The following is a 22885-nucleotide window of genomic DNA, read 5'->3' on the forward strand; positions in this document are numbered from 1 at the left end:
TGCCGGGGCGTTTGTCATCTCCGCCCTCGATCGCCTCCCGATGCCCGTCGCTCTCTTGTTGGACTCGACCAACTCATAGTGACGAGGAGAGGAGGCGAAGTATGGCCAAGTCCGAAAAGGTCGCCGCAGTTGCGGAGATCGCGGAGCAGTTCAAGAGCTCCACGGCGACGGTTGTCACGGAATACCGTGGCCTGTCCGTCACCCAGATCAGCACGTTGCGACGTTCCCTCGGTGAGGGTGCAACCTACTCCGTCGCCAAGAACACCCTGGTGAAGCGTGCCGCTGCTGAGGCGGGCGTGGAAGGGCTCGACGAGCTGTTCACCGGTCCGACCGCCATCGCCTTCATCGAAGGTGAGCCGGTCGTGGCCGCGAAGGCGATCAAGACGTTCGCCAAGGACAACAAGGCGCTGGTCATCAAGGGCGGGTACATGGACGGCCGCGCGCTGTCCATTGCCGAGATCGAGCAGATCGCCGACCTTGAGACCCGTGAGGTCTTGCTGGCCAAGCTCGCCGGTGCCATGAAGGGCAACTTGGCTAAGGCCGCCGGTCTGTTCAACCAGCCGGCTTCGCAGGTGGCGCGCCTGGCCGCGGCCCTGCAGGAGAAGAAGAACGAAGCCGGCGAGACCGAATAGGTCGTCCGCCGCACCACACCAATCCCCGAACCGTACGGGGATGAACACCAAAGCCCCGTACGGGGACTGACAGGAAGGACGCCAACCATGGCGAAGCTCACCGCTGACGAGCTCATCGATCAGTTCAAGGAACTGACCCTGCTGGAGCTCAGCGATTTCGTGAAGAAGTTCGAAGAGGTCTTCGAGGTCACCGCTGCGGCTCCGGTCGCCGTCGCCGCTGCCGGTGCCCCGGCTGCCGGTGGCGCCGAGGCCGCTGCCGAGCAGGACGAGTTCGACGTCATCCTCGAGGGTGCCGGCGACAAGAAGATCCAGGTCATCAAGGTCGTCCGCGAGGTCGTCTCGGGCCTGGGCCTGAAGGAAGCCAAGGACCTCGTCGAGAGCGCTCCGAAGGCTCTGCTGGAGAAGGTCGACAAGGAGGCCGCCGAGGCTGCCAAGGCCAAGCTCGAAGAGGCCGGCGCCAAGGTTTCGGTCAAGTAAGACCGACTCACGCGCAAGCGTTTCACGAGCCCGGGACAGCATCGCTGTCCCGGGCTCGTTGCTGTCTGCTGTCTGCGTCCCTCGCCCTCGGTCCGCGGCGAAACTCGTCGGCCTGCTGCGGCTTCGGCCGGCGGTCTCCCCGGATTGAAGTCGCACGCGACATCGATCCGTCGGTGCGACCTCGATCGAAGTCGCACCGACGGACTGACATCGCATGCGACTTCGATCCGGGGGCTCGGCGCACGGTGCGCAGGGAGAAATCCGGAATGGGATGCAACCGAGACGGGGTCGTTTGCGTCCAAGACGCATGGCCTGGTTCCCTGCTGACAGTTTTCCCACCGACCGCCACGGGCTGATCCGTCGAGAGGCGACACTCCGGGCGGGTATCGGCGATGGCGTGGTCACCACTGCAGTCGCACGGGGAGCACTCGTCCGTCTCGCGCCGGGCGTGTGGATCGCCGCGTCGGCGGAGTTCGACGGCCCCGACGGCGCCGACAGGCTCTATCGGAAGCGGTCGATCGCCGTCGCCACCTCCGCGCGAGACCGCGGTGTCGCGACCCTCAGCCATCAGTCCGCTGCCGCTCTGCTCGGCCTCGCGACACTGCATCCTCAGCGTGAGACGGTCCACCTCACCAAGCCGTCGAGTTCGAGCGGCGGGTTCGTCCGTGGGCACCGCCACGTCCACAACGGCCCACTGGGCAGAGATGAGACGGTGGTCGTCGAAGGTGTCCTGGTCACCCGCGCCGAACGCACCGCGGTGGACATCGCCATGTCCGGCGACTTCGCTCAAGCGCTCGTCGTCTTCGACCAGGCGCTGCGCATGGGGGCAGATCCTGGGCTGATGTCCGCGATGGTCGACAGCCGCGCAGGCTGGCGCAACGTCGGTGTCGCACGTCAAGCGCTGGATGTTGCCGACGCGCGCGCCGAGAGTGTCGGTGAGTCGTGGAGCCGAGCGCAGATGGTTCTGGCCGGACTGCCGACGCCGCGCCTGCAGCACACGTTCCAGACGCCGCACGGCGAGGCGCGGGCCGACTTCGACTGGGATGGACGAATCATCGGCGAGTTCGACGGTCTCCAGAAGTACGGACTCGTGGGTCCGGGCGAATCCCCTCGGGATGTGTTGATCCGAGAGAAGCGGCGCGAGGACGCCCTCCGCGCCCAAGGGATAGTCGTGATCCGTTGGACGTGGGCGACACTGGAATCCGGCGAGCTCGTCGGTCTCTTGCGGCCGTGGCTGGCGAAGTTCGGTCACACAGCTGCCTGAGCCGCACCTCCGCGCTAACGCCGGAGACCGAGCAACCCCCGATATCGTTTCCGACATCATTCCGACGCCACCGCCCATCGACTTCGAGGGTGGTCATCGGCCGTCGGATCGTGTTCCGCAGGTGGAGCCCAGGTCTGCGGCGGCCGTCACATCGAGGGGCCGGCCCGACTTCCCTCACCGCGAACGATCGGATATTGTCATCGTCGCGGCGAGAGTTACCGGGCGGTAGGTTTCCCGCAGCCATCACCGAGAACCACGCGGCGGCGTTGTGGGCGGGGACGGGTCGGTTAGAGTGACCCCAACCACAAATGCCGCCGGTTGGTGCGCGGTCACACCGTGGCCGCCTCGGGGGCAGCGATCGTCTGGAGGAAGTTGTGGGTGTTGAGGTCAGCGTCGAAGGACTCACCAAGTCGTTCGGTTCGCAGAACATCTGGCGTGATGTCACTCTGACCCTGCCGGAGGGGGAGGTTTCGGCGCTGCTGGGTCCGTCGGGTACCGGTAAGTCGGTGTTCCTGAAGACCCTGATCGGTCTGCTGCATCCGGAGCAGGGGTCGGTGATCATCGACGGGACCGACATCACGCAGTGTTCGGCCAAAGAGCTCTACGAGATCCGCAAGCTGTTCGGTGTGCTGTTCCAGGACGGTGCGCTGTTCGGGTCGATGAGCCTGTTCGACAACATCGCGTTCCCGCTTCGTGAGCACACGAAGAAGAAGGAGAACGAGGTCCGCGACATCGTGATGGAGAAGATCGACCTCGTCGGTCTGACCGGTGCCGAGGACAAACTCCCGGGTGAGATCTCCGGCGGTATGCGCAAGCGTGCCGGGCTGGCGCGCGCGCTGGTCCTCGACCCGCAGATCATCCTGTGCGACGAGCCGGACTCGGGTCTGGATCCGGTGCGTACCGCCTACATCAGCCAGTTGCTGATCGACATCAACGCCCAGATCGACGCGACGATCCTGATCGTGACCCACAACATCAACATCGCGCGCACGATCCCGGACAACATCGGCATGCTGTTCCGCAAGGAGCTGGTGATGTTCGGTCCGCGTGAGCAGTTGCTGACCTCGGAGCAGCCGGTGGTCAAGCAGTTCCTCTCCGGTGACCGGTTCGGTCCGATCGGTATGTCCGAGGAGAAGGACGAGGCGGTCCAGAAGCAGGAAGAGGCGATGCAGGCCGCGGGTATCTCCGGTGGTGGTACCAAGGAGGACTTCACCGAGATCATTCCGCAGGTGCAGCCCAATCCCGGTATGCCCGAACGCAAGGCGATCGCCCGGCACCGCGAGCGTGTGCACGCGATGCTGCCCGACCTGCCCCAGAACGCCCAGGAGGCGATCCGCCGCAGCCAGGAGCAGGAAGACCAGATCCGCGAGGAGAGCCGCGCGCACGCCGACAACATGGAGAACGGCAACGGCCCGTCCGGCAACAACGGTTCCGGCAGCGAGTGGACCACCGCGCCGGGCAACGTCGCCGTCGCGGACTCCAAGACCGACGTCATCGACTACGGCGGCAGCGATGCCCCGACCGAACAGTGGCACACACCCGGTGATGCACTGACCAAGCCCAGCCATCGTGCTGATGGGAACGAAGGGCGGACACCCTAGGGATGAGCAGTGCCACCACGCGTGGCGTCGACCGAATCGCGCAAGCCGGGACAGGTGCCCTGTCACAGACCGGCAATATCGTTCAGCTCTTCGTCGATGTTGCACGCCAGACCTTTGTGCGCCCGTTTCAGTGGCGGGAGTTCATCCAGCAGGCGTGGTTCATCGCCAGTGTGACGATCCTGCCCACCGCCCTGATCGCGATTCCGTTCGGCGCGATCGTCTCGCTGCAGACGGGTTCGCTCATCAAGCAGCTCGGCGCGGAGTCCTACACCGGCGCGGCCAGCGTGCTCGTCGTCATCCAGCAGGGTTCACCGCTGGTGACGTCATTGCTGATCGCGGGTGCGGCCGGGTCGGCCGTCGCCGCCGACCTCGGCTCGCGCACCATCCGCGAGGAGATCGACGCGATGGAGGTGCTCGGCATCAACCCGATCCAGCGCCTCGTCGTACCGCGTGTGCTGGCGATGGTCCTGGTGGCGATGCTGCTCAACGGTCTGGTCGCGGTCATCGGCATCGGTGGTGGTTACTTCTTCAACGTCGTCGTCCAGGGCGGTACCCCGGGTGCCTACCTCGCGTCGTTCGGTGCGCTGGCACAGCTGCCCGACCTCTGGGTCTCGACCCTGAAGGCCGCGATCTTCGGTGTGCTCGCCGGCGTCGTGGCGTCGTACAAGGGCCTCAACCCCAAGGGCGGTCCGAAGGGCGTCGGTGACGCGGTCAACCAGAGCGTCGTCATCACGTTCCTGCTGCTGTTCCTGGCGAACCTGATCATCACTGCGGTCTACCTGCAGGTCGTCCCACCGAAGGGGAGCTAGACGTGACCGAAGGTGGGGGCGGTGTGACCATCGCCAAGAGCCGGCCCGAGTACTACATGTACGAGGCCCGCAAGCAGCTGGGCAAGCCGCTGAAGGTGCTCGACGGCGCCGGCGAGCAGATGTCGTTCTACGGCCGGACGCTCGCGTGGATGCCGAAGACGATCGTGCATTACACGCGCGAGGTCCTGCGCCTGCTCGCCGAAGTCGCGTTCGGATCGGGCGGACTCGCGGTCATCGGCGGCACCATCGGCGTGATGGTGCTGATGTCGGGGTTCACCGGCGTCGTGGTCGGCCTGCAGGGGTACGCCGCGCTCGACCAGATCGGGTCGCAGGCCCTCACCGGCTTCCTCTCCGCCTACGTCAACACCCGCGAGGTGGCGCCGCTGGTGGCGGGTCTCGCGCTGTCGGCGACCGTCGGTTGCGGCTTCACCGCCCAGCTCGGCGCCATGCGGATCTCGGAGGAGATCGACGCGCTGGAGACGATGGCCGTGCCGTCGATCCCGTTCCTGGTGTCGACCCGAGTGATCGCCGGTTTCATCGCGGTCATCCCGCTGTACGTGCTCGGCCTGCTGTCGGCGTATCTCGCCTCCCGCGTGGTGACGACGGTCTTCAACGGCCAGTCCGGCGGCTCCTACGACCACTACTTCAACCTGTTCCTGCCACCGGCCGACGTCTTGTGGTCGTTCGGCAAGGTGCTGGTCTTCGCGTTCGTGATCATCCTCGTGCACTGCTACTACGGCTACTACGCTTCGGGCGGTCCCGCGGGTGTGGGCGTGGCCGTCGGGCACGCGGTTCGAGCGGCTCTGGTGCTGATCGCGGTCCTGGACTTCTTCCTCGGCCTGGCGATCTGGGGCACCACGACAACCGTGCGAGTGGGAGGTTAGCGTGACGCTGCTGCGTAAACGGTTGCTCGGACTCGTCTTCTTCCTCGTGGTCGCGTTGTTCCTCACCTTGACGATCACCAAGTTCAACAAGACGTTCACCGAGTTCACCGACGTCACGTTGCTGACCGACTCGACCGGCAACGCGCTGCCGGCGAACGCCGACGTCAAGGCCCGCGGCATGACCGTCGGCGAGGTGCGCGAGGTCAAGCCCGGACCCGACGGTTCCGTCGAAGTCGTGTTGGGACTCAACCCCGATCAGGCGTCGACGCTGTCGGCCGAGACCACCGCGCGCATCCTGCCGAAGACCCTGTTCGGCGAGCGCTACGTCGCCCTGCAGGTGCCGGAGGACAACTCCGGGCCGACGCTGAGCAACGGTGCGACGATCCAGACCGACCAGAGCGGCAACGCGCTGGAAATCCAGCAGTTGTTCGACAAGCTGCTCCCGGTCCTCGAGGCGATCCCGCCGCAGGATCTGAACGCCACGCTGACCTCGCTGTCGTCGGCACTCTCGGGCCGCGGTGAACAGCTGGGCACGACGCTGGAGGAACTCGACCAGATCTTCGGCGAGATCAACGAGAACCTGCCCGAACTCGAGGGCACCCTCGAGGGGTTGGCCAGCTTCTCGCAGACCTACTCCGAGGCGCTGCCCGACGTGGTCGACGCGCTCGACTCCCTGCGCACGACGACGAACACCATCGTCGAACGCCAGGACGACCTGCGGACCCTCATCGCCACCCTGGGTGTCGCGTCCGACGACCTGACCGGCTGGCTCCGTGCCAACCGCACCGACCTCATCGACCTGGCCGTCGACTCCGAGGAACTCCTCGTCGGACTCGCCAAGCAGTCACCGGCGTTCGTGTGCACCTTCCGCAACTTCGCGGGTCTGATCCCGGAGTCGCGCAAGATCGTCGGCCAGGGCACCGACAATCCGGGTGTGCGGGTGAACCTGCAGTTCGTCAACCCCCGTGGCCGTTACCTACCGAACCAGGACGAACCCCGCTTCATGGACCTCGATCCGCCCGCTGTGTGTTACGACCCCAAGATGGGTGGCGACCGCCCGTTCCCGCAGTACCCGGGTGGTTCGCTCGCCGACGGCAGCTACCAACCGCCGTCACGTAACCCCGGTCCGCGCACGATGCCCGAGTTGCCGCAGCCGCAGTTCAGCGGCGTGCCCGCGGGGTCGGTCTCGGCCGCGTCGGGTGCGAAGCCGGTCGCGGTGGAGTCCAACCCGTTCGACGACCCGGACTACCGCAAGCAGCTGCAGGTCATCTACGGCGCCACCTCGGGCAAGGCGCCCGAAGAGGTGCCCACCTGGGTGACCATGATCGGCGGCGGTGCGCTGCAGGGTGCGAAGGTCGACATCAAATGAAGTCGATCGTCGGACCGCTGATCAAGTTGGTCATCTTCGGCGTGGTCACGGTGGTGACCACGAGTCTGCTCGCCGTCACCATCGCCAATGCGGGCGGTGACGGGGACGCGAAGTTCAACGCCGTCTTCACCGACGCCACGCTGCTCAACCCGGGCGACGACGTGCGCATCGCCGGTGTGCGTGTGGGACAGGTCGAGAGCGTCGAGGTCTACGACCGCAACAAGGCGAAGGTCGCGTTCAACGTCGACCGCGACCGGCTGCCGGACGGGACCCAGCTCTTCATCCGCTACCGCAACCTGACCGGGCTCCGGTACCTCGCGCTCGAGCGCGGGGCGGGCGATCCGTCGCAGACGGTCGCGCAGGGGCACACCTTCGGTCTGAACCCGGGCGTCAAGGACACCCACCCGCCGGTCAACCTGACCGAGCTGTTCAACGGATTCCGTCCGCTGTTCCAGCAGCTCTCGGCCTCCGACGTGAACAAGCTGACCGAGCAGATCATCGCGATCTTCGACGGTCAGGGCGGTTCGATCACCCGTCTGGTCAGCGACACCGCCGATCTGACGAACGCGATCGCCGACAAGGACAAGGTCATCGGTGAGCTGATCACGAACCTCACCAAGGTCCTCGACACCGTCAACCGCAACGACGAACAGTTCACCAGCCTGCTCGACAACACCGAGAAGCTCGTGACAGGCCTTGCGGCGCAACGCGGTTCGGTGGGTTCGGCGATCACCTCGGTCTCCAATCTGACCTCGGTCACGGCGAACATCCTCGGTGCGACGCGGCCGTCCATCCAGGGCGACATCGCCGGCCTGAAGTCGCTCGCCGATCAGATCAACGCGCGCGACGAGGACATCGAGGAGACGCTGACCAATCTGCCGATCAAGCTCCAGAAGATCGGCCGCGCAGCGACATTCGGTTCCTGGTTCCAGTTCTACCTGTGCGGTATCGACGTGGTGGCGGGCAACGGCAAGTCGCCGGTGCTGACGCAACCGCTGGTCCCGCTGCCCGACATCAACCATGTGCTCTACACCAGTGCGGCGACGCGCTGCTGGGCCGACGACCGGCCAGGGGGGTGACCACGATGGCAGACAACAACGATCCGAACCCGCGTGACCCGAATGTGAACGACGACGAACGCGACGCGGCTGACGCCCCGGTGCAGCATCCGCACCGGCGCTTCGGCGGCCGGCGCAGCCCGGTCAGCATCGGCGCCATCGGCATCCTCATCCTGATGATGCTCGGACTCAGCTCGTTCTATCTCGCCGAACTGCCGCTGCTCGGCGCGGGTGCGCGCTACACGGCGAAGTTCACCGAGGCCGCCGGCCTCAAGCCGGGCAACGAGGTCCGCGTCGCGGGCGTGAAGGTGGGCGAGGTCGACGACGTCACCCTGGACGGGGACCGCGTCAACGTGACCTTCCGGGTGGAGAACACCTGGATCGGTGACCAGACCCAGGCGACGATCCAGATCAAGACGATCCTCGGTCAGAAGTTCCTGTCGCTGAATCCGCGTGGCAGCGAGCCCGCCGATCCCGACGTCCCGCTGACCGACACGGTCGCCCCGTACGACGTCATCGAGGCGTTCTCCGGTGCGGCCGAGCAGATCGGCGAACTCGACAACGACCAGCTGGCCGAGTCGATGCGCGTGCTGTCGGACACCTTCTCGGGGACCGCGGGTACCACGGGACCGGCGCTCGACGGCATCGCCCGTCTGTCGCAGACGATCTCGAGCCGCGACCAAGAGGTGCAGCGACTGCTCGCCGCGACGAAGGACACCTCGAAGATCCTGGCCGACCGCAACGAGGAGTTCGTGCGCCTCATCGGCGGCGCCGGTCAGTTGCTCGACGAGCTGAACAACCGCCAGCGCAACATCTCGGCGTTGCTGGCCAGCACCACGAGCCTTGGTGATTCGCTCACCGGCATCGTGCGCGACAACGAGGAACAGATCGGACCGGCACTCGACGCGCTGAAGGGCGTGAACGAGCTGCTGCAGCGGCAGAACCAGAACATCCGCGACTCGATCAAGTACATGGCGCCCTTCTACCGCCTGTACGCGAACGTGCTCGGCAACGGTCGATGGTTCGAGTCGTCGGTCGTGAACCTCCTGCCGCCGGCACTGCCGCAGCAGAACACGACGCGGCCGCCGAACAAGCAGGCCATGGAGAACCAGGCCGGAACGGGGGTCGGCTGATGACCGCACCAGACCTGACCCAGAACTCGGGTCCCGGTCGCTGGTTCACGCCGCGGCACATCGTGGTGCTCGTGATCGGGCTGATCCTCGCACTCATCGTCGCGGGTGCGCTGTGGTGGGTGTTCACCTCGGTCGGCACCACCAAGATCACCGCGACCTTCAAGCGGTCGGTCGGCATCTACGAGGGCTCCGATGTCCGGGTGCTCGGGGTGGCGGTCGGCAAGGTCGACTCGGTCACGCCGGAGGGCGACACCGTCAAGGTGACGATGACCGTCGACCGCGGTGTCGAGCTGCCCGCGGATGTCCGTGCGGTGCAGATCATCCCGTCGGTCGTCGCGGATCGCTACATCCAGCTGACCCCGGCCTACACGGGCGGGGAGAAGGCGCCTCGCGACCTCACCCTCTCCGTCGACCAGACGATGGTCCCGGTGGAGGTCGACCAGATCTACGCGAGTGTCAAGGAGCTGTCCGACGCTCTCGGACCCGATGGCGCCAACAAGACCGACGGCACCGGCCGGCAGGGTGCGGTGAGTGAACTCGTCACCACCGGCGCGGAGAACCTCGAGGGCAACGGCGAGAAGCTCGGCGCGGCCATCGAGGGATTGTCGAAAGCGTCGACGACGCTCAGCGACTCGCGCGGCAACCTCTTCGACACCGTCAAGAACCTGAACGTCTTCGTCGGCGCGCTGCGTGAGAACGACGCCCAGGTGCGGCAGTTCAACACGCAGATGGCCTCGTTCAACCAGTTCCTCGCCGGTGAGCGCGAGCAGCTCGCCGCGGCGCTGAACAAGCTGTCGATCGCTCTCGGCGACGTGGCGACGTTCCTTGCCGACAACCGTGAGCAGATCGGGGAGACGGTGAAGGACCTGCAGCCGACGACCCAGGCCCTGCTCGATCAGAAGAACAACCTCAAAGAGGTCCTGACCGTGCTGCCGATCACGGTGAACAACCTGATCAACGCCTACGACGCCGAGTCGGGCACGCTGTCGATGCGCCTGACGATCCCGGACCTGCAGGATCTGATCGGTGCCCAGTGTCGCCTGCTCGACCTCGGCAAGCTGCTGCCGGGCAACCCGGCCGCCGATCAGTTCAGCGACACCCTGCGGCCGCTGATCAGCCAGTGCGAGGAGATCGGTGAGCAGATCCAGGAAGGCGTCCTCGAGCCGCTGCTGCCCGTGCTGCCCTTCGGCATCATGAGCAACAACAAACTGCAGCGTGCGCCGGTGCCGGGCACCGTCCCGGGCAACCCCGATCCGGAGATCGGCAACCCGCCGTCGGAGCGGGCCCCGGCCTCCTCGTCGACCACCCCGCGACCCCGGGGAGGCAACTGATGAACCGCACGTCGATGCGTACGGCGATGGCCGGCGCGGCGCTGTCGCTGACCCTGCTGGTGACCGGCTGTATGTCCAACGGCATCCAGTCGATCCCGCTGCCCGGCGGGGTGAACACAGGCGACAACGCGCGCACGTACAAGATCCAGTTCGACGACGTGCTCGACCTCGTGCCGCAGTCGATGGTCAAACGCGACGGGATCCCGGTCGGGCGCGTGACCAAGGTCGAGGTGCCCAACGATCAGTGGTTCGCCCAGGTCACCGTCGAGGTGCAGAACAACGTCGACCTGTCCGATGAGGCCGAGGCGAGCGTGCAGCAGACCTCGCTGCTCGGTGAGAAGTTCGTGTCGCTCACCGAGCCCGACGGCAGTGCCGACGCGCCGCGCCAGAACCCGGACCAGCCGATCCCGGTGTCGCGGACACGGACCGCCACCGACATCGAACAGGTCCTCGGGGCGCTCGCGCTGCTGCTCAACGGCGGTGGCCTCAACCAGCTGCAGCCGATCGTCACCGAGCTCAACAAGGCACTCGACGGCCGGACCGACAAGGTGCGCGACCTGATCGGCGAGACCGAGGACCTGATCGCCGGCCTCAACCGTCAGCGCGACGACATCATCACCGCGATCGACGGCCTGGCCGAGCTGTCCACCCGGACCGCCGCGCAGACCGCGCAGATCGACCGCATCCTCAAGCAGCTGCCCGCGGGCGTCGAGGTGCTCGAGGAGCAGCGTCCGCAGTTCGTCGAACTGCTGACCAAGCTCGACGAGCTCGGCCAGGTCGGTACCGACGTGCTGGGCAAGTCGCGCAAGGCGCTGATCAACGACCTGAAGGCGTTGCGGCCGGTGCTGACGCAGCTCGCCGCGGCGGCTCCGGATCTGATCACCGCCGCGCCGCTGATGCTCACGCATCCGTTCCCGGACTGGTTGCTGCCGGGTGTGCGCGGTGACTCGACCAACCTGTTCATGACGCTGGACCTCCGCGTGCTCAATCAGCTCGAGGCGCTCGGTGTCGGCCAGGGGACCCCGAGGTACGTCCCGCCCGCTCGGGTGAACGTGCCGGTCGACCGGCGCAACCCGTACTACCGCGGCAACGGCCCGCGCTACGGCTGGCCGACGATCACGCTGCTCCCGCCGGCCCCGAACTCACGTCCGGGACCGAACACCCCGCCGTCGGGTGGCACCTACCCCGCGTCGTTCTCACGCCCGGCCGATGCGGCCGGACAGATGCCGACCCCGGCGGTGCCCGGTCAGGGCATCCTCGACGGTCCGCTGGCCGCCATGGGGCTCGCTCCGGCGGCGTCCGCCGGGAACCCGGCATCCGACCCGTCAGGAGGTGGACGATGATCGGCAAGCTCGTCAAGATCCAGCTGATCGTGTTCGTCGTCGTCGGCCTGGTGGCGCTGGTCTACGTGGGCGCGAAGTACGCCCGTCTGGACAAACTGGCCGGTGTCGGCATGTACACCGTCACCGCCAAGCTGCCCGACTCCGGCGGCATCTTCACCAACGCCGAGGTCACCTATCAGGGTGTGCCCGTGGGTCGCGTCGGCAAGCTGACGCTGACGCCCGACGGCGTGGACGTCGCTCTCGACATCGACTCGGGTGGGCCGGAGATCCCGGCGTCGGCGACCGCGGTCGTCGCGAACCGGTCGGCGATCGGTGAGCAGTTCGTCGATCTGCAGCCGACGTCGTCGGAGGGGCCGTACCTGAAGGGCGGCGACACGATCACCAAGTACGCGCTGCCCGAGCCGCTCGAGGACGTGGTGGCCTCGGCGATCGACTTCACCGATTCGATCCCGGTCGACGACCTGAACACGGTCATCACCGAACTCGGCAACGCGTTCAACGGCCAGGGCGAGAACCTGACCCGCCTCGTCGACTCGCTCGGCAAGCTCTCGCGGGCCGGCGTCGACAACCTGAGCGAGACGGTCGCGCTCATCCAGAACTCGAACGTCGTGCTCGACACGCAGGCCGACCAGTCCGACGCGATCCTGACCTGGTCGCGCAACCTGAACCTGGTGACCGCGACCCTCGCCTCGGCCGATCCCGACCTGCGGCGACTGCTCACCACGGGCACCTTGTCGGCGACGCAGATCTCGGAGCTGATCCAGAAGAACGGAAACGACCTGTCGAAGGTCGTGAAGGATCTCGCCGAGGTGGCCCGCACGATCGAGCCGGCGACCTACACGACGTCGACGACGTTCGCGATGCTCTCCGCGCTGTCGGCGGGCAGCCACGCACCCGCGCCGGGCGACGGCCAGATCCACTTCGGTGTCGTCCTCGAGACGAACAACCCCGCGGCCTGTACGCGCGGATACGAGAGCACCGACGCGGTGTTGGCCGAGGCTCGTCGCCAGAACCCGGACTTCGACGTCCACTACGACGACTTCGCGTTCAACACCGAGGCGAAATGTACGGTGCCGTTCGGTAATCCGACGGGTGTCCGCAGTGCCGGGCGTGCCCAGTACGCCAACCCGGCGTACCCGCAGCCGTGGGACAACACCCCCAAGAAGGATCCCGACAAGCTCAACCTCAACCCGCTCGCCCAGCAGCTCGCAGCGCTGCTCGGCGTCCGGCCGCGCTAGACCCGACCACCCGACGAGCGTCGCCGCCCCTGATCGGACCTCCCACGGTCCGAACCTCGGCCTTGGCTTGCGCTCAGGAGCGATATATACAGTGTGTTCCCGATGACTGGCACCGCAGAACCGACAGAGAACAAGCCCGGCGGCCCCCGTCCCGCCCTGCGGCGGGCGGCGAAGTCCGCACCGTTCGTCCTGGCTGCCGTGGCGGTCGTGGTCGGCGTGGTGCTCGTCGCCGTGTTCGGTGTGCGGGCCTACAACGTCTACTTCGACGAGTACCCGGCGCAGGAGACGCGCGACGCCGCCACCCAGGCCGCCGAGCAGGCCGTCCTCAACATCACGACGATCGACCCGGCCGACGTCGACGGCTTCCGCAAGCGTGCGGAGGCGTCCCTGACCGGGAAGGCCAAGGACGAGGTGCTCGGCAGTGAGAAAGACGGTGAGGGCGGCAACGTGCTCGACATGCTCGGGACCGCCGGACCGAACACCGCCAAGCTGAACGCGCGCCTCTTGCGCAGCGCACCGAGCGAGGTCGACGCCGACGAGCAGAAGGCCAAGGTGCTCGTCTACGTCGTGACGACGCTCGAACGCCCCGGCCAGCCCGGGATCGACGAGACACGCGGCTTCGACGTCAGCATGACCAAGGACGGCGACACCTGGAAGGCCGAGAACATCCTCGGTCTGGAGGGCATCGCCTACGCCGACGGCGGTGGCGCGCCCGCCCCCGCGGCCCCGGCCCCGGCTCCGGAAGGGGGCAACTGATGGCACCGGACCGCGGTAAGAAGAAGCCCACCCCGAAGCGCCGCCCGACCCCGAAGGTCGCCGGCCGGACCTCCCCGCCCTCTGAGGTGCGAGAAGCCCCCCTGCCCCCTGAGGTGTCGGACGAAGCGACAACCCCTCTGCCCCCTGAGGTGTCGGACGAAGCTGCGTCCCCCTTGCTCCCTGAGGTGCGAGGAGCGAAAGCCGCCGGGCCGAGCGAGCGAAGCGAGTCGAGGTCGACGAGCCACGAAGGGCCTGGTGACGCCACCGCGGAAACCGGCAATTCCCTGCCCCCTGAGGTGCGAGGAGCGCGAGCGACGAGCCTCGAAGGGCCTGGTGACGCCACCGCGGAAACCGACACCGCGGAAACCGACGCCGTCAGCCTCGAGAAGCCCTCTCCGGCCGAGTCGCCCACACCCGACGTCACCAAACCCAAGACCAAACCGGTCGCGCGGGTCTCGACCCTGCGCCGCGGAGACACCCCGGCGCCGGCCGGGTCGTCGGACAAGCCGAACCGGCCGATGGGCCGGCGTCCCGGCAAGCGGGACCGGCGGGGGAGGGGTGCCTCCCGCAATCCCCTCGGCATCCGTACCGGAGTGCTGGCGGGCATCGCGGCCGTGTTGTTCGTCATCGCTGCCATCCTCGCGTTCCATCCGGGCGCCGAGATCGGACCGAACAAGGCGTTCGTGGACCAGGAGTCGACATCGCAGCTCACCTCGCAGGCCCAGGAGCGGATCTGCGCGGTGTTCGGGTATGACCACACCGAACTCGACGAGTGGCAGCGGCGGGCGCAGGACGCGCTGACCGGGCAGGCCCGCACGGAGTTCGACGACACGCTGAAGGCGCAGCGCGAGCTGATCACGCAGACCAAGACGGGTGCGGAGTGCCGGGTCGACGCGATCGGCGTCCGGGACCTCTCCGGCGCCGACGACGGCGCGACCGCGACCGTCATCGCGAACCTGGTGGTGAGCGAGACGCAGAACAGCATGGCCACCAACAGCGGTGCACCGCGCGCCCAGTTCGCGATGGTGCGTGAGGGCGACCAGTGGCGGATCCGGGCGGTCGAGCCCTTCTGATCGAGGTGCGTCGCCCCCTCATCACCAGGTCGGACGCCGAGTTCGACACCGACTTCGCGAAATTCGCGCGTAGCGCTTGACGTGGAGGCGATGTCGGGCCAGGCTGTGACCAGCGATCGACGTGCAGGCAGCCACCCGCGCGAAATCGCTTTCCAGACGGCTTGACAAAGTGCGTCTATTTTCTGCTACAGTTGGACGTTGCGCTGGCTGCCTCCTGTCCATCTATCGATCCTTCTTCGGCCACTCTCTAGACGTGTGTGCTGCGGTGATCGCCGATTCCAGGGTGTCACCAGCGAACGGCCCATCAAGCCACGTACTGCACATCTAGGTTGTGAATAACGTCGTGTTGGAAGGACGCATCTTGGCAGTCAACCGCCAGTCCACCTCAACAATCCCCGGCGCGCCGCATCGCGCGTCGTTTGCAAAGATCAGCGAGCCGCTGGAGGTCCCGGGCCTCCTCGACCTCCAACTCGATTCGTTCGAATGGCTCGTCGGTTCGCCGGAGTGGCGCGCGAAGGCGATCGCCCGCGGCGACGAGAACCCGACCGGTGGCCTCGAGGACATCCTCCACGAGCTGTCCCCGATCGAGGACTTCTCCGGTTCGATGTCCCTGTCGTTCTCCGAGCCGCACTTCGACGAGGTCAAGGCCTCCGTCGAGGAGTGCAAGGACAAGGACATGACCTACGCGGCGCCGCTGTTCGTCACCGCGGAGTTCATCAACAACAACACCGGCGAGATCAAGTCGCAGACCGTCTTCATGGGCGACTTCCCGATCATGACCGAAAAGGGCAGCTTCATCATCAACGGCACCGAGCGTGTCGTGGTGAGCCAGCTGGTGCGCAGCCCCGGCGTGTACTTCGACGCCTCGATCGACAAGACCACCGAGAAGACCCTGCACACCGTCAAGGTGATCCCGGGTCGCGGTGCGTGGCTCGAGTTCGACGTCGACAAGCGCGACACCGTGGGTGTGCGTATCGACCGCAAGCGCCGTCAGCCGGTCACCGTGCTGCTCAAGGCGCTGGGCTTCACCGCCGAGGAGATCACCGAGCGGTTCGGGTTCTCCGAGATCATGATGTCGACGCTGGAGAAGGACAACACCGGCAGCCAGGACGAGGCGCTGCTGGAGGTCTACCGCAAGCTGCGCCCGGGTGAGCCGCCGACCAAGGAGTCCGCGGAGAACCTCCTGGAGAACCTGTTCTTCAAGGACAAGCGTTACGACCTCGCCCGCGTGGGCCGCTACAAGGTCAACAAGAAGCTGGGCCTGACGGGCAACCCGATGGTGGGCGAGTCCACGCTGACCCGCGAGGACATCATCGCGACCGTCGAGTACCTGGTGCGTCTGCACGAGGCCGACCCGCACACCACCACCTACATGACCGTCCCCGGTGGCGTCGAGGTGCCCGTCGAGGTCGACGACATCGACCACTTCGGCAACCGTCGCCTGCGTACCGTCGGCGAGCTGATCCAGAACCAGATCCGCGTGGGCCTCTCGCGTATGGAGCGTGTCGTGCGTGAGCGTATGACCACCCAGGACGTCGAGGCGATCACCCCGCAGACCCTGATCAACATCCGTCCGGTCGTGGCGGCGATCAAGGAGTTCTTCGGGACCAGCCAGCTGTCGCAGTTCATGGACCAGAACAACCCGCTGTCGGGTCTGACCCACAAGCGTCGTCTGTCGGCGCTGGGCCCGGGTGGTCTGAGCCGTGAGCGTGCCGGCCTCGAGGTGCGCGACGTGCACCCGTCGCACTATGGCCGCATGTGCCCGATCGAGACCCCTGAGGGTCCGAACATCGGTCTGATCGGTTCGCTCTCGGTGTACGCGCGGGTCAACCCGTTCGGATTCATCGAGACCCCGTACCGCAAGGTCGTCGACGGCGTCGTCTCCGATGACATCGAGTACATGACCGCCGACGAGGAGGACCGCTTCCTCATCGGTCAGGCGAACACCAACTTCGACGGCAGCGGACGCATCACCGACGAGCGTGTCCTGGTGCGCAAGAAGGGCTCCGAGGTGGAGTTCGTCGGCGCGACCGATGTCGAGTACCTCGACGTCTCGCCGCGTCAGATGGTGTCCGTCGCGACCGCGATGATCCCGTTCCTCGAGCACGATGACGCCAACCGCGCCCTGATGGGTGCGAACATGCAGCGTCAGGCCGTGCCGCTGGTGCGCAACGAGTCGCCGCTGGTCGGTACCGGCATGGAGCTGCGTGCCGCCGTCGACGCCGGTGACGTCATCGTGTCGTCGAAGACCGGTGTGGTGGAAGAGGTCTCGGCCGACTACATCACCGTCATGTCCGACGACGGCACCCGCGACACGTACCGGATGCGCAAGTTCGCGCGCTCCAACCACGGCACCTGCGCCAACCAGCGTCCGATCGTGGACGAGGGTCAGCGCGTGGAGTCCGGCCAGGTCCTCGCCGACGGCCCCTGCACCGAGAACGGTGAGATGGCGCTCGGCAAGAACCTGCTCGTGGCGATCATGCCGTGGGAGGGCCACAACTACGAGGACGCGATCATCCTGAGCCAGCGGCTCGTGGAGGAGGACGTGCTCACCTCGATCCACATCGAGGAGCACGAGATCGACGCCCGCGACACCAAGCTCGGTGCCGAGGAGATCACCCGGGACATCCCGAACGTCTCCGACGAGGTCCTCGCCGATCTCGACGAGCGCGGCATCGTGCGCATCGGTGCCGAGGTCCGCGACGGCGACATCCTGGTCGGCAAGGTCACCCCGAAGGGCGAGACCGAGCTGACCCCGGAAGAGCGTCTGCTGCGTGCCATCTTCGGTGAGAAGGCCCGTGAGGTCCGCGACACGTCGCTGAAGGTGCCGCACGGCGAGACCGGCAAGGTCATCGGCGTGCGCGTGTTCAGCCGCGAGGACGACGACGACCTGGCTCCCGGCGTCAACGAGCTGGTCCGCGTGTACGTGGCCCAGAAGCGCAAGATCCAGGACGGCGACAAGCTCGCCGGTCGTCACGGCAACAAGGGCGTCATCGGCAAGATCCTCCCGCAGGAGGACATGCCGTTCCTGCCCGATGGCACCCCCGTCGACATCATCCTCAACACCCACGGTGTGCCGCGGCGTATGAACATCGGCCAGATCCTGGAGACCCACCTCGGGTGGGTGGCCAAGGCCGGCTGGAACATCAACGTCGCCGAGGGTGTGCCGGAGTGGGCGTCGCGTCTGCCCGAGGACATGTACTCGGCCGAGCCCGACACCAACACCGCCACCCCGGTGTTCGACGGCGCCCGCGAGGAGGAGCTGACCGGACTGCTGTCCTCGACGCTGCCGAACCGCGACGGTGAGGTCATGGTCAACGGCGACGGCAAGGCGACGCTGTTCGACGGTCGTTCCGGCGAGCCGTTCCCGTACCCGGTGTCGGTCGGCTACATGTACATCATCAAGCTGCACCACCTGGTCGACGACAAGATCCACGCTCGTTCGACCGGCCCGTACTCGATGATCACCCAGCAGCCGCTGGGTGGTAAGGCGCAGTTCGGTGGTCAGCGCTTCGGTGAGATGGAGTGCTGGGCCATGCAGGCCTACGGTGCGGCGTACACGCTGCAGGAACTGCTGACCATCAAGTCGGACGACGTGGTGGGCCGCGTCAAGGTCTACGAGGCGATCGTCAAGGGCGAGAACATCCCGGAGCCGGGTATCCCCGAGTCGTTCAAGGTGCTGCTGAAGGAGCTTCAGTCGCTGTGCCTGAACGTCGAGGTGCTCAGCTCCGACGGTGCCGCCATCGAGATGCACGACACCGACGACGAGGACCTGGAGCGCGCCGCTGCCAACCTCGGCATCAACCTGTCGCGCAACGAGTCGGCCACCGTCGACGATCTCGCCAACTGATCTGACCCTCACCCGGCCGGGTTTCGCCCCGGCTACTGACAACAGAGCTCTGGAAAGGTAACAAGTGCTCGACGTCAACTTTTTCGACGAACTGAAGATCGGCCTGGCCACGGCCGACGACATCCACAACTGGTCATACGGTGAGGTCAAGAAGCCGGAGACGATCAACTACCGCACGCTCAAGCCGGAGAAGGACGGCCTGTTCTGCGAGAAGATCTTCGGCCCGACCCGCGACTGGGAGTGCTACTGCGGCAAGTACAAGCGCGTCCGCTTCAAGGGCATCATCTGTGAGCGCTGCGGCGTCGAGGTGACCAAGGCCAAGGTGCGCCGTGAGCGCATGGGCCACATCGAGCTGGCCGCCCCGGTCACGCACATCTGGTACTTCAAGGGTGTGCCGAGCCGGCTGGGCTACCTGCTCGACCTGGCGCCGAAGGATCTCGAGAAGATCATCTACTTCGCCGCCTACGTGATCACCGCGGTCGACGACGAGCTCCGGCACAACGAGCTCTCGACGCTCGAGGCCGAGATGGAGGTCGAGAAGAAGGCCGTCGCCGATCAGCGCGACGTCGACCTCAACGAGCGTCAGCAGAAGCTCGAGCAGGATCTCGCCGAGCTGGAGGCCGAGGGCGCCAAGGCCGACGTGCGCCGCAAGGTGCGCGACGGTGCCGACCGCGAGATGCGTCGTATGCGCGACGCCGCCCAGCGTGAGCTCGACGGTCTCGAGGAGATCTGGGACAAGTTCGTCAAGCTCGCCCCGGGCGACCTCATCATCGACGAGAAGCTCTACCGTCAGCTCGAAGAGCGCTACGGCGAGTACTTCCAGGGTTCGATGGGTGCCGAGGCGATCAAGAAGCTCCTGGAGACCTTCGACATCGACGCCGAGGCCGAGTCGCTGCGCGAGACCATCCGCAGCGGCAAGGGCCAGAAGAAGCTGCGCGCGCTCAAGCGACTCAAGGTCGTCGCGGCGTTCCAGCAGTCGGGCAACTCGCCGCTGGGCATGGTTCTCGACGCCGTTCCGGTGATCCCGCCGGAGCTGCGTCCGATGGTGCAGCTCGACGGTGGCCGCTTCGCGACCTCCGACCTCAACGATCTGTACCGCCGCGTCATCAACCGCAACAACCGCCTCAAGCGACTGATCGATCTGGGTGCTCCCGAGATCATCGTCAACAACGAGAAGCGGATGCTGCAGGAGTCGGTCGACGCCCTGTTCGACAACGGTCGTCGTGGCCGTCCGGTCACCGGGCCGGGCAACCGCCCGCTGAAGTCGTTGAGCGATCTGCTCAAGGGCAAGCAGGGTCGTTTCCGTCAGAACCTGCTCGGCAAGCGCGTCGACTACTCGGGCCGTTCGGTCATCGTGGTCGGTCCGCAGCTGAAGCTGCACCAGTGCGGTCTGCCGAAGCTGATGGCTCTCGAGCTGTTCAAGCCGTTCGTGATGAAGCGTCTGGTCGACCTGAACCAGGCGCAGAACATCAAGTCGGCCAAGCGCATGGTCGAGCGTCAGCGCCCCGCGGTGTGGGACGTCCTCGAAGAGGTCATCGCCGAGCACCCGGTTCTGCTGAACCGTGCACCGACGCTGCACCGCCTCGGCATCCAGGCCTTCGAGCCGCAGCTGGTGGAGGGCAAGGCCATTCAGCTCCACCCGCTGGTGTGTGAGGCCTTCAACGCCGACTTCGACGGTGACCAGATGGCCGTGCACCTCCCGCTGTCGGCGGAGGCGCAGGCCGAGGCGCGCATCCTGATGCTGTCGTCGAACAACATCCTGTCGCCGGCGTCGGGCCGTCCGCTCGCCATGCCGCGTCTGGACATGGTGACCGGTCTGTACTACCTGACCACCCTCAAGGAGGGTGCGGCGGGCGAGTACACCCCGGCGAACGGCGACGACGTCGAGCGTGGTGTCTACTCGACCCCGGCCGAGGCCATCATGGCCGTCGACCGCGGTGTGCTGACCGTGCAGTCGCGCATCAAGGTGCGTCTGACCGACCAGCGTCCGCCGGCCGACATCGAGGCCGAGCAGTTCCCCGACGGCTGGAAGTACGGCTCGCCGTGGGACATCGAGACCACGCTGGGCCGGGTGCTGTTCAACGAGCTGCTGCCGATCGAGTACCCGTTCGTCAACGAGCAGATGCCGAAGAAGCGTCAGGCCGTGATCATCAACGATCTCGCCGAGCGCTACCCGATGATCGTGGTCGCCCAGACCGTCGACAAGCTGAAGGACGTCGGCTTCTACTGGGCCACCCGTTCGGGCGTCACCGTCTCGATGGCCGACGTGCTGGTGCCGCCGCAGAAGGCGGAGATCCTCGACAAGTACGAGGAGCGGGCCGACGGTCTGGAGCGCAAGTTCCAGCGCGGTGCCCTCACCCCGGACGAGCGTCGTGACTCCCTCGTCGAGATCTGGAAGCAGGCGACCGAAGAGGTCGGCGCGGCCATGGAGGCGCACTACCCGGACGACAACCCGATCCCGATGATCGTGAAGTCGGGTGCGGCGGGCAACATGACCCAGATCCGCTCGCTGGCGGGCATGAAGGGTCTGGTGACCAACCCGAAGGGTGAGTTCATCCCGCGTCCGATCAAGTCCTCGTTCCGCGAGGGCCTGACCGTGGCCGAGTACTTCATCAACACGCACGGTGCCCGAAAGGGTCTGGCCGACACCGCGCTTCGTACCGCCGACTCGGGTTACCTGACCCGTCGTCTGGTGGACGTGTCGCAGGACGTCATCGTGCGCGAGACCGACTGTGGCACCGAGCGTGGCATCACCACGACCATCGCCGAGAAGCAGGCCGACGGCACGCTCATCCGTGACGCGCACGTCGAGACCTCGACCTACGCCCGCACGCTGGCGCAGGACGCGGTCGACGCCGACGGCAACGTCATCGTCGAGCGCGGTCACGACCTGGGCGACCCGGCCATCGAGGCCCTGCTCGCCGCCGGCATCACGCAGGTGAAGGTCCGCTCGGTCCTGACCTGTGGGACCGGCACCGGTGTGTGTGCGATGTGCTACGGCCGTTCGATGGCCACCGGCAAGCTCGTCGACATCGGCGAGGCCGTCGGTATCATCGCGGCCCAGTCGATCGGTGAGCCCGGTACCCAGCTGACGATGCGTACGTTCCACCAGGGTGGCGTCGGTGACGACATCACCGGTGGTCTGCCGCGTGTCCAGGAGCTCTTCGAGGCCCGCGTGCCCAAGGGCGTGGCGCCGATCGCGGAGGTCTCCGGCCGGGTGCGCCTCGAGGACGACGACCGCTTCTACAAGATCACCCTCATCCCGGACGATGGTTCGGAAGAGGTTGTCATCGACAAGATCTCGAAGCGCCAGCGTCTGCGCGTGTTCAAGCACGACGACGGTTCCGAGCGGCTCCTCGCCGACGGTGACCACGTCGAGGTCGGCCAGCAGCTCATGGAGGGCTCGGCCAACCCGCACGAGGTGCTCCGTGTCATGGGTCCCCGTCAGGTGCAGATCCACCTGGTCAACGAGGTCCAGGAGGTCTACCGCAGCCAGGGTGTGTCGATCCACGACAAGCACATCGAGACCATCGTGCGTCAGATGCTGCGTCGCGTGACGATCATCGATCACGGTTCGACCGAGTTCCTGCCCGGTTCGCTCGTCGAGCGCGCCGAGTTCGAGGCGGCCAACCGTCAGGTCGTGACCGAGGGTGGCGAGCCCGCTGCCGGACGTCCGGTGCTGATGGGTATCACCAAGGCCTCGCTGGCGACCGAGTCGTGGCTGTCGGCGGCGTCGTTCCAGGAGACCACGCGTGTCCTGACCGACGCGGCGATCAACAGCCGCAGCGACAAGCTGATCGGTCTGAAGGAGAACGTGATCATCGGTAAGTTGATCCCGGCCGGTACCGGTATCAACCGCTACCGCAACATCCAGGTTCAGCCGACCGAGGAAGCTCGTGCCGCGGCGTACGCGGTGCCGTCCTACGACGACACCTACTACAGCCCGGACGGCACCTTCGGTGCTCCGGCCGGCGCTGCGGTGCCGCTGGACGACTACGGGTTCTCCAACGACTACCGGTAGGCGCTAGGACAAGACGACGCGGCCCCCGCACTCATCGCGAGTGCGG

At 66.6% G+C, this 22885-nt stretch carries 16 protein-coding genes; all 16 read left to right on the plus strand.

Annotation, left to right across the window (positions count from 1 at the left end):
- Positions 1-101 precede the first annotated feature (101 nt).
- The 16 genes from rplJ to ACFUEJ_RS03320 all read left to right on the plus strand — a co-directional run bounded on the left by rplJ (position 102) and on the right by ACFUEJ_RS03320 (position 22839).
- Positions 102-632: a 50S ribosomal protein L10 gene (gene rplJ / locus ACFUEJ_RS03245; protein ID WP_004019499.1), complete on the plus strand. Its 531-nt coding sequence runs from the start codon at positions 102-104 to the stop codon at positions 630-632.
- 87 nt (positions 633-719) lie between these two features.
- The gene (gene rplL / locus ACFUEJ_RS03250) at positions 720-1109 is read left to right on the plus strand and encodes a 50S ribosomal protein L7/L12 (protein WP_004019500.1); all 390 of its coding nucleotides are present in this window, start codon (positions 720-722) and stop codon (positions 1107-1109) included.
- A gap of 307 nt (positions 1110-1416) precedes the next feature.
- Complete coding sequence (locus tag ACFUEJ_RS03255) at positions 1417-2373, plus strand: hypothetical protein (protein WP_058253308.1); 957 nt, start codon at positions 1417-1419, stop codon at positions 2371-2373.
- A 374-nt stretch (positions 2374-2747) separates the two neighbouring features.
- Positions 2748-3974, plus strand: coding sequence for an ABC transporter ATP-binding protein (locus ACFUEJ_RS03260; protein WP_388027543.1), 1227 nt, complete (start codon positions 2748-2750; stop codon positions 3972-3974).
- 2 nt (positions 3975-3976) lie between these two features.
- Positions 3977-4783, plus strand: a complete 807-nt coding sequence (locus ACFUEJ_RS03265) for an ABC transporter permease (protein WP_004023366.1) — start codon at positions 3977-3979, stop codon at positions 4781-4783.
- Positions 4784-4785: 2 nt separating this feature from the next.
- A complete protein-coding gene (locus ACFUEJ_RS03270) occupies positions 4786-5667 on the plus strand; it encodes an ABC transporter permease (protein WP_058253306.1) in 882 nt (293 codons plus the stop codon).
- A gap of 1 nt (position 5668) precedes the next feature.
- Positions 5669-7036 carry an MCE family protein gene (locus ACFUEJ_RS03275; protein WP_165630498.1) on the plus strand — a complete coding sequence of 456 codons (1368 nt, stop codon included), beginning with the start codon at positions 5669-5671 and terminating at the stop codon, positions 7034-7036.
- Positions 7033-8115: an MCE family protein gene (locus ACFUEJ_RS03280; RefSeq protein ID WP_058253304.1), complete on the plus strand. Its 1083-nt coding sequence runs from the start codon at positions 7033-7035 to the stop codon at positions 8113-8115. Before ACFUEJ_RS03275 ends, ACFUEJ_RS03280 begins: the two co-directional genes overlap by 4 nt.
- 5 nt (positions 8116-8120) lie before the next feature.
- Positions 8121-9227 (plus strand): MCE family protein, encoded by a 1107-nt coding sequence (locus ACFUEJ_RS03285; RefSeq protein ID WP_065629320.1) that lies wholly within the window; start codon positions 8121-8123, stop codon positions 9225-9227.
- On the plus strand, positions 9227-10558 hold the full coding sequence (locus tag ACFUEJ_RS03290) for an MCE family protein (RefSeq protein ID WP_205333515.1): 1332 nt from the start codon (positions 9227-9229) through the stop codon (positions 10556-10558). The genes ACFUEJ_RS03285 and ACFUEJ_RS03290 overlap by 1 nt, the downstream gene beginning before the upstream one ends.
- Positions 10558-11901 carry an MCE family protein gene (locus ACFUEJ_RS03295; protein WP_159370212.1) on the plus strand — a complete coding sequence of 448 codons (1344 nt, stop codon included), beginning with the start codon at positions 10558-10560 and terminating at the stop codon, positions 11899-11901. Before ACFUEJ_RS03290 ends, ACFUEJ_RS03295 begins: the two co-directional genes overlap by 1 nt.
- On the plus strand, positions 11898-13139 hold the full coding sequence (locus tag ACFUEJ_RS03300) for an MCE family protein (RefSeq protein WP_205333516.1): 1242 nt from the start codon (positions 11898-11900) through the stop codon (positions 13137-13139). The genes ACFUEJ_RS03295 and ACFUEJ_RS03300 overlap by 4 nt, the downstream gene beginning before the upstream one ends.
- Positions 13140-13241: 102 nt before the next feature.
- Positions 13242-13895 (plus strand): hypothetical protein, encoded by a 654-nt coding sequence (locus tag ACFUEJ_RS03305; RefSeq protein WP_065629321.1) that lies wholly within the window; start codon positions 13242-13244, stop codon positions 13893-13895.
- Positions 13896-14191: 296 nt separating this feature from the next.
- Positions 14192-14968, plus strand: a complete 777-nt coding sequence (locus ACFUEJ_RS03310) for a hypothetical protein (RefSeq protein ID WP_307814805.1) — start codon at positions 14192-14194, stop codon at positions 14966-14968.
- 343 nt (positions 14969-15311) lie between these two features.
- Positions 15312-18818 (plus strand): DNA-directed RNA polymerase subunit beta, encoded by a 3507-nt coding sequence (locus ACFUEJ_RS03315; RefSeq protein WP_247451586.1) that lies wholly within the window; start codon positions 15312-15314, stop codon positions 18816-18818.
- Positions 18819-18882: 64 nt separating this feature from the next.
- Positions 18883-22839 (plus strand): DNA-directed RNA polymerase subunit beta', encoded by a 3957-nt coding sequence (locus ACFUEJ_RS03320; protein WP_058253299.1) that lies wholly within the window; start codon positions 18883-18885, stop codon positions 22837-22839.
- The last annotated feature ends 46 nt before the right edge of the window (positions 22840-22885 follow it).

Source organism: Gordonia sp. NPDC057258 (assembly GCF_042668985.1).
GTDB classification, from domain to species: domain Bacteria; phylum Actinomycetota; class Actinomycetes; order Mycobacteriales; family Mycobacteriaceae; genus Gordonia; species Gordonia hongkongensis.

Bases quoted from the DNA above. Each gene is read 5' to 3' on its own strand.
- rplJ (WP_004019499.1), top strand. From the start codon at position 102: ATGGCCAAGTCCGAAAAGGTCGCCGCAGTTGCGGAGATCGCGGAGCAG.
- rplL (WP_004019500.1), top strand. From the start codon at position 720: ATGGCGAAGCTCACCGCTGACGAGCTCATCGATCAGTTCAAGGAACTG.
- ACFUEJ_RS03255 (WP_058253308.1), top strand. From the start codon at position 1,417: ATGGCCTGGTTCCCTGCTGACAGTTTTCCCACCGACCGCCACGGGCTG.
- ACFUEJ_RS03265 (WP_004023366.1), top strand. From the start codon at position 3,977: ATGAGCAGTGCCACCACGCGTGGCGTCGACCGAATCGCGCAAGCCGGG.
- ACFUEJ_RS03280 (WP_058253304.1), top strand. From the start codon at position 7,033: ATGAAGTCGATCGTCGGACCGCTGATCAAGTTGGTCATCTTCGGCGTG.
- ACFUEJ_RS03285 (WP_065629320.1), top strand. From the start codon at position 8,121: ATGGCAGACAACAACGATCCGAACCCGCGTGACCCGAATGTGAACGAC.
- ACFUEJ_RS03290 (WP_205333515.1), top strand. From the start codon at position 9,227: ATGACCGCACCAGACCTGACCCAGAACTCGGGTCCCGGTCGCTGGTTC.
- ACFUEJ_RS03295 (WP_159370212.1), top strand. From the start codon at position 10,558: ATGAACCGCACGTCGATGCGTACGGCGATGGCCGGCGCGGCGCTGTCG.
- ACFUEJ_RS03300 (WP_205333516.1), top strand. From the start codon at position 11,898: ATGATCGGCAAGCTCGTCAAGATCCAGCTGATCGTGTTCGTCGTCGTC.
- ACFUEJ_RS03305 (WP_065629321.1), top strand. From the start codon at position 13,242: ATGACTGGCACCGCAGAACCGACAGAGAACAAGCCCGGCGGCCCCCGT.